Source organism: Flavobacterium erigeronis (assembly GCF_054075165.1).
The window spans coordinates 248,087-262,262 of record NZ_JBSKGP010000007.1 but is presented as its reverse complement, the minus strand read 5'-3'; the positions used below and the strand labels follow the sequence as shown (position 1 = coordinate 262,262).

18 protein-coding genes and 1 tRNA gene are annotated in these 14,176 nt (G+C 33.8%); 12 read left to right on the top strand and 7 right to left on the bottom strand.

From position 1 onward, the window contains the following. Positions 1-69 precede the first annotated feature (69 nt). Entirely contained in the window at positions 70-489 is a 420-nt protein-coding gene (locus ACWA1F_RS15410; RefSeq protein ID WP_456894798.1) for a hypothetical protein, read from the bottom strand. A gap of 35 nt (positions 490-524) precedes the next feature. Next, positions 525-1,115, bottom strand: coding sequence for a thymidine kinase (locus ACWA1F_RS15405; protein ID WP_144219804.1), 591 nt, complete (start codon positions 1,113-1,115; stop codon positions 525-527). A gap of 235 nt (positions 1,116-1,350) precedes the next feature. Here ACWA1F_RS15405 and ACWA1F_RS15400 point away from each other — a divergent pair, with 235 nt between their 5' ends. The 10 genes from ACWA1F_RS15400 (at position 1,351) to ACWA1F_RS15355 (ending at position 10,637) form a co-directional block, all read left to right on the top strand. Next, positions 1,351-2,340 carry a hypothetical protein gene (locus ACWA1F_RS15400; protein WP_456894796.1) on the top strand — a complete coding sequence of 330 codons (990 nt, stop codon included), beginning with the start codon at positions 1,351-1,353 and terminating at the stop codon, positions 2,338-2,340. Between the two features lie 111 nt (positions 2,341-2,451). After that, entirely contained in the window at positions 2,452-3,168 is a 717-nt protein-coding gene (gene rsmI, locus ACWA1F_RS15395) for a 16S rRNA (cytidine(1402)-2'-O)-methyltransferase (RefSeq protein WP_456894794.1), read from the top strand. Positions 3,169-3,175: 7 nt separating this feature from the next. Continuing rightward, entirely contained in the window at positions 3,176-3,559 is a 384-nt protein-coding gene (locus ACWA1F_RS15390) for a hypothetical protein (protein WP_456894792.1), read from the top strand. Between the two features lie 40 nt (positions 3,560-3,599). Beyond that, positions 3,600-3,944, top strand: a complete 345-nt coding sequence (locus ACWA1F_RS15385; protein WP_456894790.1) for a HopJ type III effector protein — start codon at positions 3,600-3,602, stop codon at positions 3,942-3,944. A 327-nt stretch (positions 3,945-4,271) separates the two neighbouring features. Beyond that, positions 4,272-5,975: a single-stranded-DNA-specific exonuclease RecJ gene (recJ, locus tag ACWA1F_RS15380; RefSeq protein WP_456894788.1), complete on the top strand. Its 1,704-nt coding sequence runs from the start codon at positions 4,272-4,274 to the stop codon at positions 5,973-5,975. Next, positions 5,962-7,245 (top strand): MFS transporter, encoded by a 1,284-nt coding sequence (locus ACWA1F_RS15375; protein WP_456894786.1) that lies wholly within the window; start codon positions 5,962-5,964, stop codon positions 7,243-7,245. Before recJ ends, ACWA1F_RS15375 begins: the two co-directional genes overlap by 14 nt. Before the next feature lie 58 nt (positions 7,246-7,303). After that, positions 7,304-8,218, top strand: a complete 915-nt coding sequence (locus tag ACWA1F_RS15370) for an alpha/beta fold hydrolase (protein WP_456894784.1) — start codon at positions 7,304-7,306, stop codon at positions 8,216-8,218. Positions 8,219-8,389: 171 nt separating this feature from the next. Then, positions 8,390-8,740, top strand: coding sequence for a hypothetical protein (locus ACWA1F_RS15365; RefSeq protein ID WP_306153352.1), 351 nt, complete (start codon positions 8,390-8,392; stop codon positions 8,738-8,740). Positions 8,741-8,988: 248 nt separating this feature from the next. Continuing rightward, a complete protein-coding gene (locus tag ACWA1F_RS15360) occupies positions 8,989-9,345 on the top strand; it encodes a hypothetical protein (protein WP_306153354.1) in 357 nt (118 codons plus the stop codon). 83 nt (positions 9,346-9,428) lie between these two features. Beyond that, the gene (locus ACWA1F_RS15355) at positions 9,429-10,637 is read left to right on the top strand and encodes a cytochrome c3 family protein (RefSeq protein WP_456894782.1); all 1,209 of its coding nucleotides are present in this window, start codon (positions 9,429-9,431) and stop codon (positions 10,635-10,637) included. Position 10,638: 1 nt separating this feature from the next. Here ACWA1F_RS15355 and ACWA1F_RS15350 read toward each other — a convergent pair whose 3' ends face one another. The 4 genes from ACWA1F_RS15350 to ACWA1F_RS15335 form a co-directional block, all read right to left on the bottom strand. After that, a complete protein-coding gene (locus ACWA1F_RS15350; RefSeq protein WP_264553208.1) occupies positions 10,639-11,382 on the bottom strand; it encodes a UDP-2,3-diacylglucosamine diphosphatase in 744 nt (247 codons plus the stop codon). 75 nt (positions 11,383-11,457) lie between these two features. Continuing rightward, positions 11,458-11,910, bottom strand: coding sequence for a 6-pyruvoyl trahydropterin synthase family protein (locus tag ACWA1F_RS15345; RefSeq protein ID WP_456894779.1), 453 nt, complete (start codon positions 11,908-11,910; stop codon positions 11,458-11,460). Between the two features lie 33 nt (positions 11,911-11,943). Next, on the bottom strand, positions 11,944-12,120 hold the full coding sequence (locus ACWA1F_RS15340) for a hypothetical protein (RefSeq protein WP_456894777.1): 177 nt from the start codon (positions 12,118-12,120) through the stop codon (positions 11,944-11,946). A 230-nt stretch (positions 12,121-12,350) separates the two neighbouring features. Further along, a complete protein-coding gene (locus ACWA1F_RS15335) occupies positions 12,351-13,115 on the bottom strand; it encodes an enoyl-CoA hydratase/isomerase family protein (RefSeq protein ID WP_456894775.1) in 765 nt (254 codons plus the stop codon). 190 nt (positions 13,116-13,305) lie between these two features. Between ACWA1F_RS15335 and ACWA1F_RS15330 the strand changes: the two genes are divergently transcribed. Both ACWA1F_RS15330 and ACWA1F_RS15325 read left to right on the top strand, forming a co-directional pair. Then, positions 13,306-13,379, top strand: a tRNA-Ala gene (locus tag ACWA1F_RS15330). Between the two features lie 63 nt (positions 13,380-13,442). Continuing rightward, positions 13,443-13,712, top strand: a complete 270-nt coding sequence (locus ACWA1F_RS15325) for a GIY-YIG nuclease family protein (RefSeq protein ID WP_456894773.1) — start codon at positions 13,443-13,445, stop codon at positions 13,710-13,712. A gap of 159 nt (positions 13,713-13,871) precedes the next feature. Here ACWA1F_RS15325 and ACWA1F_RS15320 read toward each other — a convergent pair whose 3' ends face one another. After that, positions 13,872-14,048 carry a FeoB-associated Cys-rich membrane protein gene (locus ACWA1F_RS15320; protein ID WP_456894771.1) on the bottom strand — a complete coding sequence of 59 codons (177 nt, stop codon included), beginning with the start codon at positions 14,046-14,048 and terminating at the stop codon, positions 13,872-13,874. Positions 14,049-14,176: the final 128 nt, after the last annotated feature.

Sequence of the window (14,176 nt, the reverse complement as noted above, 5' to 3'; positions counted from 1 at the left end):
TCCGTACAAAATAAAACCCGACAGGTTTTAAAAACCTGTCGGGTTTAACAACGCTTTTGGAACGTTAAATTATTTATACTCATCCGGCAAAATCTTTACATCAAATAAAAAAGATTTCTTTTTATCAGTGTAATGGTAAATCAGAGTATAATCATTATCTCTAAAAACCTGAAGTCCTGGATTTTCTTTTGCGGTACTTATTAAGCTTTTCTTTAGTTCTTCTTGAATAACATTTACTTCAGCAGTTTCTTTTGCAACATTTAACAAAGTCAAATTGTACTGAACAAACCTTTCTTCTGGAAGACTTACACTGTCTAATCTCATTCCTTCTTGAATATTCAGCGGACAGCTTTTATTATATTTTGCAACCAATTCTACCACTTCAGTATTCACCTCATCTGCATTTTCGGCAAGATAAAATTGAAAATAAGCTACAAAAGCCACTGCAATTCCAATCAATATCAATAATAAAGCAGTCGACTTTCTCATATTTTGCATTTTTTTTATTTAGGGAAATTTTAAATTTATTTTTCCTGACTTTTCTTCATAGCATTAAAATACGCTGCGCGGCTAAGTGGCTCGTACTCTTCTGTTTCCCCCAGCATAACCAATTTATCGTTGGCCGTTTTTCTAAAACTGTAATTGGCCAAATTTCCTGTTCGCGTACAAACGGCGTGAACTTTTGTTACATATTCGGCAGTTGCCATTAATCCAGGCATTGGTCCAAATGGATTTCCTTTAAAATCCATATCCAGTCCTGCAACAATTACACGAATTCCTTGATTGGCCAAATCGTTGCAAACGGTAATAATTTCATCATCAAAAAACTGTGCTTCATCAATTCCGATTACGTCGCATCCTTGAGCTAAAATCAATATGTTAGCTGCTGCAGGAACGGGCGTAGAACGAATTTCGTTGGCATCATGAGACACCACCATTTCGTCATGATAACGGGTATCAATAGCAGGTTTAAAGATTTCGACTCTTTGTTTGGCAAATTGGGCGCGCTTTAATCTTCGGATCAGCTCTTCGGTTTTACCCGAAAACATTGATCCACAAATAACTTCAATCCAACCAAATTGTTCTTTGTGATTTACTGTATTTTCGAGAAACATTTTGTATTTTTCTACCTTTAAAAATGAATAGTTTTTATTACTTTGTACTGGCAATAAATTGATGTAAAAATGTGCTGTTTTACATTTTTTCAAAAGTAGAAAATTTTTATCAAACCTTAGATTCGCGAAAGCGTATTAACAGAAATAAAAAAATATCTTTTGAATTTCCTTGATAATAGAGACATTCAGACATTAAATACACTAAAATACCTTATTCACTATAATTTCAACAGTTATGAAAAAAAAATTGGAAGCTGATTTAATTAGCATTGCACATCGAATTTTAAAATTAAAAAACAAATCCGATATCAATCAATTGTATCTTGAAACTCAGAAATTATACGAGAAATTAGCGGTATTAAAATTTGTAGAAGAGAATTTCGATGCTGCAAAACCAACAATTGGACAAAATGATATTACTTCTGAATTGGAAACTATTTTTGATAAACAAGAAGAAATAATTCCAGCTGTAATTGAAATTGAGACTCCAGCTACAAAAAAAGTAATTGCGCTTGAAGAATCTTACGAGCCTGAGATTTCAGAAGAAAAACCTGTTGAAACTGTTGAAACTGTTGATCCAATCGTTGCTGAAGTTGAAAAACCAGTTGTTGAAGAAATTGTTGAGCCAGTTGCTGAAAAAACAGAAGAAATTAAAAAACCGATTGATGATCTTTCATTCACAACTGTAAATGAACTGAAACCAATTCCAGATTTTAAGCCTGCTTTTGAATTGGAAACGGAACCAATCAAAGAAGAAGTTAAAGAGGATATTAAAATAGAGCCAAAGGCAGAAACTCCTTCGCAGCCAACTATTCAGTTTGAAGATTTTGGCATTAATTATGCCGATGCGCAATTTGTAAAAGTGGATAGTTTTGAAGCTGTTCCTCCAACTCCAGCTCCTTCTACAAATGATTTTAAAGAGCCTAAAAAAGTCGAAACTGCTATTCTTGAAACTCCTGCACAACAAAAACCTATAACCTTGAATGAAAAATTGGCAAGAGGTTTTCATATTGATTTGAATGACAGAATTGCTTTTACTAAAAATCTTTTCGGAAACAGTACAGAAGATTACAGTCGTGTTTTAAACCAGCTTTTAACTTTTGATTCGTTTAATGAAGCAAAGGAATTTATCGAAAATATGGTTAAACCAGATTACAACAACTGGGAAGGAAAAGACGACTATGCAGAACGTTTTCTGGGAATTATCGAGAAGAAATTTTCTTAAAAAAATAAAAACACAGATTGCACGAATTAACACAAATTTTTCTTTGTGCAATTTTTTAAAGTTTTAGAATTTGTGCTAATTAGTGCAATTCGTGTTATAATATAAAAATTTATGTCTAAATTATATATCGTTCCAACGCCGATTGGCAATCTTGAAGATATGACTTTTAGAGCCATTCGGGTTTTGAAAGAAGTCGATTTGATTTTGGCGGAAGACACACGCACAAGCGGAAAACTGTTGAAGCATTTTGAAATTGGCACGCACATGCACAGCCATCATATGCACAACGAACACAAAACAACAGAGAATTTAATTGCACGTTTGAAAGCTGGCGAAACAATCGCTTTAATTTCAGACGCCGGAACTCCTGCGATTTCAGATCCGGGATTTTTACTGACTCGTGCTTGTGTTGAAAATAATATTCCTGTCGAATGTCTTCCTGGAGCAACGGCTTTCGTTCCCGCTTTAGTAAATAGCGGACTTCCAAATGACCGCTTTATTTTTGAAGGTTTCCTTCCGGAGAAAAAAGGACGCCAAACTCGTTTTTTGGCTTTAGCTGAAGAAACCCGAACAATGATTTTATATGTTTCTCCACATAAGCTCGTTAAGACTTTAAGTGAATTTGTCCAATATTTTGGAGAAGACAGACAAGTTTGCGTTTCTCGTGAATTATCAAAACTCCACGAAGAAAACGTCCGCGGAACTGCAAAAGAAGTTCTTGCGCATTTTGAAAAAATAGCGCCAAGAGGAGAAATTGTTGTGGTTGTTTCCGGAAAAACAATTGAAAAAGAAGCTAAAAAAAGTAAATATTCGAAAGAAGAGGAATAATGAGTTTATGAATAAAATATATTTAATCCTTTTATTGCCAATAATAGCTTCCTGCCAATCGAATCTTGATTCCCAATTTTCTGTAGAAAATGAAAAATTAATTAACGAATGGAAATCTGAGAATAAAAAATTTATTGAAGAAAATCGCGAAAAATTAAGCGACGAAAAAATGCTTCAATCGTTAGACAGCATAGTTATTGAGTACACTATCAATAAAAACAAAGCATTAGCGATTAAATATATTAAATCAAAAAGCGGAGTAAAAAGATTAAATTTTTTGAAGAAAAATTTAAGCAGAGAAGAAGTTGCAAGTCTATTAAAAGAAGTTCCCGAATCAATTAAAAAAGACACTAATTATATCTCTTTAAAAAATTACAGCAATTCTAAATAAATAGTTCAAAAACTAAATAAAAATTACCAAATATAACATCATGAGCATTCAAGCGTTTTTAGAAAAAGTAAAACAAATACCAACACAAATCACATTTCCTGAAACAATTGCAGTAATTGAAGAAAATTACAACTTCAATCCAACTGCTTTTCAAAACGGAACACAACATAACGCAGCAGGCGAAAATTCTGGTTCTTGCAAATTGTTTTCTTTCGCAAAACTGCAGAATTTAAACAAAGAAGAAACATTAGCTTGCTTTGGAGCTTTTTATTTTGAAGAAGTGTTAGGCGATCCAAACGGAACAAACCACCAAAACATTAGAAATTTCATCAACTTAGGCTGGGACGGAATTCAGTTTGAAGGAAATGCACTTGAAGCAAAGTAATTTTAGATTTTAGAGTGTAGATTTTAGATTCTTAAACGCTACATCTTCAACTCTTAAAACTTTGACATAGTTGAAACCGAATACTCTGTCACTACCGATAGCTATCGGGATAAAAGGTTTTGAATGATTATTTAAAAAATGAACCGCAAATTTCACAAATTTCCGCTAATTCAATTTGTGAAAATTTGTGAAATTTGCGGTTAAAAAAATCCTTTCGAATCCTTCTATCCCGATAGCTATCGGGAGTGGCTAAAAAATACACATCCAGATTAAACGTTTTTAGATTTTCTCAATCTAAAATCTAAAATCTACAATCTACAATAAAAAATGCGCTGGACCTTAAAACCAAAACCTTCTGAAGAAAAAATCAAACATTTGGCACAAGCCTTAAATGTAGAAGATTTTGTAGCCACACTTTTGATTCAGCGAGGAATTGAAACTTTTGATGATGCGAAGAATTTCTTTCGTCCGTCTTTAGAGCATCTTCATGATCCGTATCTGATGAAAGATATGGACAAAGCCGTTTCCCGAATCGAACAAGCCATTCAAAATGAAGAAAACATTCTCGTTTTTGGAGATTATGATGTTGACGGAACAACAGCGGTTTCTTTAGTTTCTTCGTATTTAAAATCACACTATCCAAATGTTGCCACTTATATTCCCGATCGTTATGCCGAAGGTTATGGCATTTCATACAAAGGAATTGATTATGCAGACGACAACGGGATTTCATTAATAATTGCACTTGACTGCGGTATCAAATCGATTGATCATATCGCCTACGCGAAAGCCAGAAAAATTGATTTTATCGTTTGCGATCACCACCGTCCAGGAGACATTCTTCCTGATGCGGTTGCCGTTTTAGATCCGAAGAGAGAAGATTGCTCTTATCCATATGACGAATTGTGCGGTTGTGGCGTTGGATTTAAGTTGATTCAAGCTTTAGGCCAGAATCGGAATGAAACGATTGAAGACTTAGTTCCGTATCTGGATTTAGTTGCTACTGCAATCGCGGCAGATATAGTTCCGATTACGGGAGAAAATCGCGTTTTAGCTTATTTCGGATTGAAAGTCATTAACAGCGAACCAAGACCGGGAATAAAAGCTTTGACGCATCAGGTAAAAAAGAAATCTTTAGATATTACCGATGTTGTTTTTATTATTTCGCCAAGAATTAATGCTGCAGGAAGAATCAAACACGGGAATCACGCTGTAGAACTTCTTACAGAATTTAATTTTGAACAAGCACAGCAATTCGCTTCAGAAATTGAACAATACAACGCAGACCGAAAAGATTTAGATAAAAAAATCACCAAAGAAGCTTTTCAGCAGATTATAGAAAACAACGAAGAAGAACGTTTTTCTACCGTTGTTTTTCAAGAAGATTGGCATAAAGGCGTGATCGGAATTGTAGCTTCAAGACTGATCGAGACCTATTATCGCCCGACTTTGGTTTTTACTAAAAGCGGCGACAAATATGCCGCTTCTGCCCGATCTGTAAAAGGTTTTGATGTTTACAATGCACTCGATGCTTGCGCCGAACATTTGGAACAATTTGGAGGTCACATGTATGCTGCCGGAATGACTTTGAAAGCAGAAAATTATGAAGCCTTTAAAAATGCTTTTGAAAAATGCGTCTCAGAAACTATTCAGCCCGAAATGCTTACGCCAGAAATTGAGATTGATGCTGAAATTAATTTCTCAGACATTACTCCAAAATTAATTCGAATCTTAAAACAATTCGAACCTTTTGGTCCTCAAAACATGACACCAGTTTTTATGACCAAAGAAGTAAAAGATACAGGTTACGCCAAAACTTTGGGAGCTGAAGAAGAACATTTGAGGCTTTTTGCCAAACAACATAATTCCGACGGAATCGCAGCTATTGGTTTCGGATTGGGAAAAAAATTAGATATAACTAAAAATCAGAATACATTTCAGCTGGCATACTGCATTGCTGAAAACGAGTGGAACGGAACGGTTTCCACTCAGCTTATGCTAAAAGACATTAGAACAAATGGAAGAAATTAAATCAACTAAGCGCGATCCGTATCAGGCGCTCCGATATAGAGAATTCAACGTTTTTTTATTACTGCGTTTTGCCATGGTTTTTGCCTGGTCAATGCAGTTTATTGTAATTGAGTGGGAAGTTTATAGTTTAACTAAAAATCCGCTTTCTTTAGGAATTATTGGTTTAATGGAAATTATTCCTGCTGTTTCAATGTCTTTGTTTGCAGGACATATTGTAGATCAACGAGAAAAGAAAAGCCTGTTGGTAAAATGTATTCTAGGGTTTTCAGTAATCAGTTTTGGACTTTTCTTATTGACTTGGCCAAAAGTAGTTGGAGGCTGGTCTACGCATCTTATTTTGTACTCTATTTACGCTTTAGTATTTTTTGGCGGAATCGTTCGTTCTTTTATGGGGCCAACTATTTTCTCTCTTTTATCACTAATAATTCCTAAAAAAGTATATCCAAATGCTGCAACTTGGAGCAGTTCGGTTTGGCAAATTGGAGCCGTTATGGGACCAGCATTGGCTGGATTTTCAATAAACTGGATTGGCGTTCACTGGTCTATGTGTTTAGTTTTTGGATTCTCTATTCTTTCATTAATTGCGTTATCTCAAATCAGCCAGAAACCAATTATAAATCCGAAAATGGGAGAATCTATGAAAGACAGTCTTATGGAAGGTATAACTTTCGTATTCAAAAATAAAATTGTTCTAGGAGCACTTTCTTTGGATATGATTGCTGTACTTTTTGGAGGCGCAGTTGCATTATTGCCCGTTTTCGCACAAGACATTTTAAAAGTAGGTTCTGAAGGTTTCGGAATTTTAAGAGCTGCTCCTGCTGTCGGTGCTTTTATTACAATGCTAGTTTCGGCTTATGTGCCTTTATATGAAAATGCAGGAAAAAAACTTTTAATTGCCATTTTTGTTTTCGGATTATCGATCATTTTATTTGGACTTTCTACTTATTTCTGGCTTTCGGTTTTCGCCCTATTTTTAAGCGGATTGGCTGACGGAATTTCTGTTGTAATACGCCAGACTATTTTGCAGCTTAAAACTCCAGATCACATGCGCGGACGCGTTGGTGCAGTAAACTCCATTTTTGTTGGATCTTCAAACGAATTAGGTGCTTTTGAAAGTGGCGCAACAGCTAAATTGATGGGCGCTGTAACTTCGGTTGTTTTTGGAGGAAGTGTTACGCTTTTCACTGTTATTTTCACCGCATTAAAATCACCAACTTTTAGAAATTTAGATTTGAAAAGAGATATGGATGAACATCAAAAGTTGGAATAACCTTTTTTTAACCATATAAGTCATGTAAGTTCATTTCATTAAACTTTGAAATCAATAAATGAGAATATTAGCAACCGTTTTATTTTTGACGTTTTCCTTTTTAGCTAAAGGACAAAACCTCTACATCAAAACATACGGAAACGAAAAGAATAAAACCATCATTTTTATTCACGGAGGTCCAAGCGGTAATGCGACTTTATTTGAAGGAACTACAGCACAAAATCTAGCCGATCAGGGTTTTTATGTTATTGCTTATGACAGAAGAGGCGAAGGAAGATCTACAGATCCTGATGCAAAATTTACTTTTGAAGAAGCTTTTCAAGATTTAAATTGGATTTATAAAAAATATCATTTAAAGAAAGCGGTTATACTAGGTCATAGTTTTGGAGGTTTAGTAGCGACACTTTATACTAATAAGTATCCGCAAAATGTGAGCGCTTTGGTTTTGGCTGGCGCTTTGTTTTCTCAACAGGAAACTTACAATCATATTTTAAATACGCTGAATAAAAAATACAGTACCAATTCTGAACAGCTTAAGAAAATTAGTGTTGTAGAAAATCTAAATAAAAATTCTGCCGAATATAGAAAAGGATGTTACGAACTTGCGGGAGAAAATGGCTTTTTTAAAATGCCAAACCCAACTGCAGAATCTAAAAAATTATACGCTGATTATGAAGCTGGAGAATTTTATAAAACCAATATTCGAAATAAAAATGCTCCGTTAGTTTTTTATCAAAATGAAAAACAAAACAACATCGACACTAGACTTCTTTTAAAGAAAATCAAATCTGCTGGCGTTCCTATTTATGGAATTTACGGGAAAGATGACGGCGTTTTTTCATCGGCACAAATCAATTCACTTAAGGCAATAATTGGAGAGAAAAATTTTGCCTTTCTAGATAATTGCTCGCATTATTTATTTGTTGACCAGCAAGCAGCATTTCTATCAAACATCAATAAATGGCTGAAATAGATTTTTAAACCATATAAATCATATAAGTTCATTTTAAAAGTAAAACTTAAAAAACAAAAAGCTAAACAACTTACAATCAATCATTAATAATGTTTTTTAGCTTTTTTTTATGCTTTTTTTAGTCCATATTAATACAAACTGTATGTACCTTTGTGGCCTAAAAAAATTGCCATGAAAGACATCGAGCAAATATATCGTAACGACTTTGGAATTTCATTTTATTGGAAAGAAGGCAACGAAATTATATCAGATAAAATTCAATTGCTTTTTAAACAAATGGGATTCTATTTTTCAATTGAAGAATTAAATGAATTTCACGATTTAATTGAAGACTGCGTAACCGATCATAATGATACACGTGGCGTAAAACGTGCCTTCGATAAATTTTTATTGAAAACACCTTACGTTGCATTAGATTTAGAAATATCACCGATTGAATTAGATTGTATAAAAGATTTAGTTGATGGTTCTTTATTTCGACTTCATCTTAATGAATATATCCACGGTGCAGGAATGAATTAAAATTGTATTCCGTTTTTTGAACCATATAAGTCATATAAGTTCATTTTAAAAAGTGAAACTTAAAATCGAAAAGCTTCAGAAATCTGGAGCTTTTTTTATGGCATTTTTTAAGCACAGCTTCTAAAAAAAACTTTAATATGAACTTATATGACTTATATGGTTCAAAAAACATTTTCAAATTTTTATGAATTTTTTATTTAGAATTAATATAAATAATATTTATATTTGTTGAATTAAAAGGATTTACGATGAGAGAAATTGAACAGATATATCATAATAACTTTGGAATAGCATTTTACTGGAAAGATCATAACACTACGATTTCAGATAAAGTGCAATTGGTTTTTAAAGAAACTGGTTTTTATTTTACCGTTCAGGAATTGAATCTTTTCTGCGATTTGATTGAAGACAGTATGATTGAAAACACTTGTTGTGAAGCCTGCGAAATGAAATATTCTTGCCATAAATTTTTATTGAAAACGCCATGCAATTCGATAGATTTGGCTGTAAATATGACCGAATTAAAATCTATTAAAGATTTGGTTGAAGGTTCTTTGTTCAAAATTGAACTAGATGAATATGTTTACGGAGTCGGCATGAATTAAGAAGCATTCTAAATATTTTAACAGCATTTTTTCATTATTGAAATATATTTTGATTCAATTCAAAAAAAAGTATATTTACAGCAATGAAAAAAGCTGTATTTCTACTAACCTTCACCCTTCTGGCCATTCTCTTTGTCGGATGCAATAACAAATCAGAGGAATATATTGATCCGCGCGGAACTGATTATGCGGGTTCTGAAAGCTGCGTACAATGCCATAAAGTACAATCTGAAATGGCATTTAGAAGTTCGCATTTTAAAGCAACAGCTCCAGCTATTTTAGGAAATGTTTCTGGTGATTTTGATTCTAAAAATCATACTTTCATTTATGATAAAAACACCAAACTGGTCATGGAAAAACGTGGCGACAGTTTGTATCAGGTTTTGTATAAAAACGGTAAAGAAACAGCCAAATATAAGTTTGAAATCGTTTTTGGAACCAAACACGCACAGACTTCTGTTTACTGGAAAGACAATAATACTTATGAATTGCCAGTTTCTTTTTATCATTCGATAAATAATTGGGCTACAAGTCCAGGTTTTCCTGCCGATAAACCGTATTTTGACCGAATGGTGGTAAAAGACTGTTATTCTTGCCATAGTTCGAATATTAGTTCGAGAACTGTTAACCAAAGTTCTGCAGATAAAAATTTCATGTCTATGGATGTCGAAGATGTAATCAATAAAAAGACGATTGTTTACGGAATTGATTGCGAACGCTGCCACGGTCCAGCCAAAAAACATGTTGATTTTCATTTAAAAAACCCAAATGTAAAAGTTGCCAACAGCATTACCAGTTTGAAAACCTTAAGCAGACAGCAAAAACTAGATGCTTGTGCTCTATGCCACGCAGGAAACGACGGCATGAAATTAAAATCTCGTTTTGAATTTAAGCCTGGAGATAATTTATCAGAATACTTTCGTGAAACCAAAAGTATTACCGATACGGCAAAATTTGATGTTCATGGTAATCAGTACCGTTTAATGGCGCAAAGCAAATGTTTTAACAGCCAAAAAATGGATTGCATTACGTGTCATAATCCTCATGAAAATGCTTCTAAAAATATGGTTTCCTACTCTAAAATCTGCATGAGCTGCCATCAGGGTTTAAAGCACAAAGAAACTACTTTAAAAACGATGCCTGAAAAATTATTGGCTAACAATTGTGTTGAATGCCACATGCCGAAGCAAGCCTCAAATGCTATTAATTTTCAGCTTTCAAACAGCAAGCAATTCTCAAATTATATTTTGAGAACGCACAAAATCGGAATTTATCCGAATGCAAAAAAGTAAATTATTTTTCGAATTTCTTTAATTCAAATTTTTCGCCGTCAAAAACGCCGTAGGTAAAATAACCAATCCAATCGCCAAGATTTACATAATTAGAATCTTCGCCAACAGGAATAATCATTGGTAAATGGCGGTGTCCGAAGATGAAGTAATTGTAATGTTTGGTTTCCAATTTTCGTTTGGCATATAAAACCAGCCATTCGTTTTCTTCACCCAAAAATTTCACATCTTCATCGCCAGAAATCAGTTTGTTTTTAACCGATAAATATTGTGCTAAACTAACGCCAACATCTGGATGAAGCCAACGGAAAAGCCATTTTGAAAACGGATTTGTAAATACCTTTTTCATTCGTTTATACCCTTTATCGCCAGGCCCTTTTCCGTCGCCGTGACCAATTAAAAAGGTCTTTCCGTTAAAAGTAAATTCCTTATTATCGTGATAAACCGGAATATTCAACTCGGTTTCAAAATAATCATTCATCCAAAGATCGTGATTTCCAACAAAAAAATATATCGGAATTCCGCTGTCACGAATTTCAGCCAGCTTGCCCAAAATTCGAACAAAACCTTTAGGGACAACCGTTTTATATTCGAACCAAAAGTCAAATAAATCTCCCAAAAGAAAAATAGCTTCTGCATCTTCTTTAACCTCATCCAACCAGGCAACAAATTTCTTTTCGCGCGGTAAACTCAATTCGGGAGTCGGCGCACCAAAATGCTGATCTGAAGCGAAATATATTTTTTTCATGGAGGAATTTTAGGTTTTAGACTTTAGATTTTAGATTCCTTAAAGATTGGAATTTGGAACTTAAAAATTGGAATTTTAGATATTATCACTTGCGTACCATTCTGCAAATGATGATTCTGTTTCTTGAAGTTTTAATGAAAACAATGAAATTCCTTTTGGAAGACGCGCTACTATTCTTTCAGCAAAATCTACCACCATATTTTCGCTAGTTGGCTGATAATCTACTAAAATAACATGATGTCCACGGTTTTTCAATTCATTTGCCAATTCGATATGCGGTGTCGTCTGATTGAAAACAGTCGCATGATCAAACTGATCGACGATTTCTTCTTTTACAATTTTCTTTAGATCAGAAAAATCAATTACCATTCCGTACTTTACATTCGATCGGTCTGTAATTGGCGAACCAATAACGGTTACCGATAATTTGTAACTGTGTCCGTGAACGTTCTTGCATTTTCCGTCGTAACCGTACAAAGCGTGGCCAGTTTCGAAGCTAAATTGTTTTGTAATTCTGATATTACTCATCGATTTTTAATTTTAAGCTTGCAAATTTACAAATTAATAACCGTTTTTGTCTCTTTTTTTAGCTCTGTTATACATCCATAGCGCAATTCCTCCTAAAACTAAAAACGGAATAAAAGATCCGATCACGACGCCAATTTGATAAGCACTGTCTGGAGCGTTCTTCATTTTTTCGGCAACATCTACTTTTTGGAATAAAGAAATGAGTTTCATTTGAAATATTTTTATTTAATTATGATGTGAATCAATCTTTGTCAAAGTTTAAAACTTTGACAAAGATCCATAACCGAATAGAGTTATAATATGATAATTATTAGCAAACAAAGACTAAAATTTTAAACACATAGAAACATAGATTTTTCTTTTCTAAATAAAAGATAAAAAAATGAGTAAAACGACTTTTTTACGTTTCAACAAACTATGTTTCTATGTGTTTAATTTTTTCATTTTTTAAACTGAAGCAACGCCGATTTCGTAAAATCAGATAAAACCAATTTACCTGTAATTGCTGCGCGCTCAAAAAGAAGCGATTCCCAAATTTCTGTTCCTTCCCAGATAATCTTTTTCATTTCGTGCAAAGCTTCAGGATTGTACGAACTTAATTTTAACGCAAAACTTTCCACTTCTGCATCAAGATTTTCAGCTTCACATAGAACAGAAAACAATCCTTTTTCGAATGCCCAATCTGCCGATTTCCATTCGTGAGCCGCCAAGGTCATCGCGGTCATTGCGGTTTTCCCGATTTTTCTCGAAACAGCTGGCTCAATCACAAACGGTCCGATTCCGATCGCTAATTCTGATAATTTAATATCGCTCTGATGCGTCGCAAAAACATAATCGCAAGCCGAAATTATTCCGACACCGCCGCCAACTGCTTTTCCCTGCACGCGGCCGATTATGATTTTATTGCAATTTCGCATTGCATTTAGCAAATGGGCAAAACCAGAAAAGAATTCAATTCCTTCTTCTTCATTCTCAACTTTCAAAAGTTCATCAAAAGAAGCTCCAGAGCAAAAAGTTTTATTTCCTTCGCTTTTTAAAATAATTACCGAAACATTTTCATTTCTACTCAAAGAATTTATTTCGGCAGTAAGACGATCCAGCAATTCGCGCGGAAAAGAATTACTTGCAGGATGCCCAAATTGTACAATTGCGATGGTATTTTGAAAAGAAGTTTCTAAACTTCCATTTGTATTTTCTAAACTCATAAAAATAGGATTTAACGTAAAGTTACGCTTTTGAAAAATAATTCTGACTAAGCGATTTGAAATTTGTTTTTTGAAAATTAATTGACTTTATTTGTTAATGCTTTGGGGGATTAGCTCATTTGGCTAGAGTATCCCGATGAAAAATCGGGAAGGTGATGGTTCGAATACGATATTCTCCATAAAACCCAACGGGGGATTAGCTCATTTGGCTAGAGCGCTACGCTGGCAGCGTAGAGGCGATCGGTTCGAATCCGATATTCTCCACAATATTAAGATTAAACAAATACCCAAACAGATAATGTTTGGGTATTTTTATTTTATGCAATTATGTTTTACACTTATATTCTTTATTCAGCAATTCTTGATAAATATTACATTGGTTCCTGTCAAGATATTACAAAACGTCTGCAAGATCATTTAAATAGCAGAAGTAAATTTACTAAAGTGGCTAAAGATTGGGAACTAAAGCATTACGAAACCTTTGAAACCAGAAGTGATGCCATGAAAAGGGAATTACAAATTAAAAAAATGAAAAGCCGTAAATACATTGAAAATCTAATACAAAAAAAAGAGTATCCCGATGCATCGGGAGGGTGACCGGTTCTCCCGAAGTTTCGGGACGGTATTCTCCACTAAAAACGAAAAACCCTTGTAAAGTGTAATTTTACAAGGGTTTTATTTTTTATATCTTCAACCTTAGACCCGACAGGTTTTTAAAACCTATCGGGTCTATCGCATTAAACATTAAACTAATAATTATTTCTCATTTGCCGCATCATCGCCCTCAACATCATCTTTCTTCGCTTTTTTAAAATCGTTATTCAGCAAATTTTCCAGTTTCTTTTTTTCTCGCAAATTTTTTCTGATGGTCAGTACAACCAAAATGACAATCAAAATTGCTACAATGCCTATTATATTCCAATTAATGTCCATAAAATTAAGTTTTGATTAAAAATAAACTTTTTGATAATAGTACACATTATCAAAAGGTTAAAAGTCTTCTTAAGCTAATTCCCAAAATGGAAATCAGCCTTATTAGTTTCAAAATCAGTACTTTATTA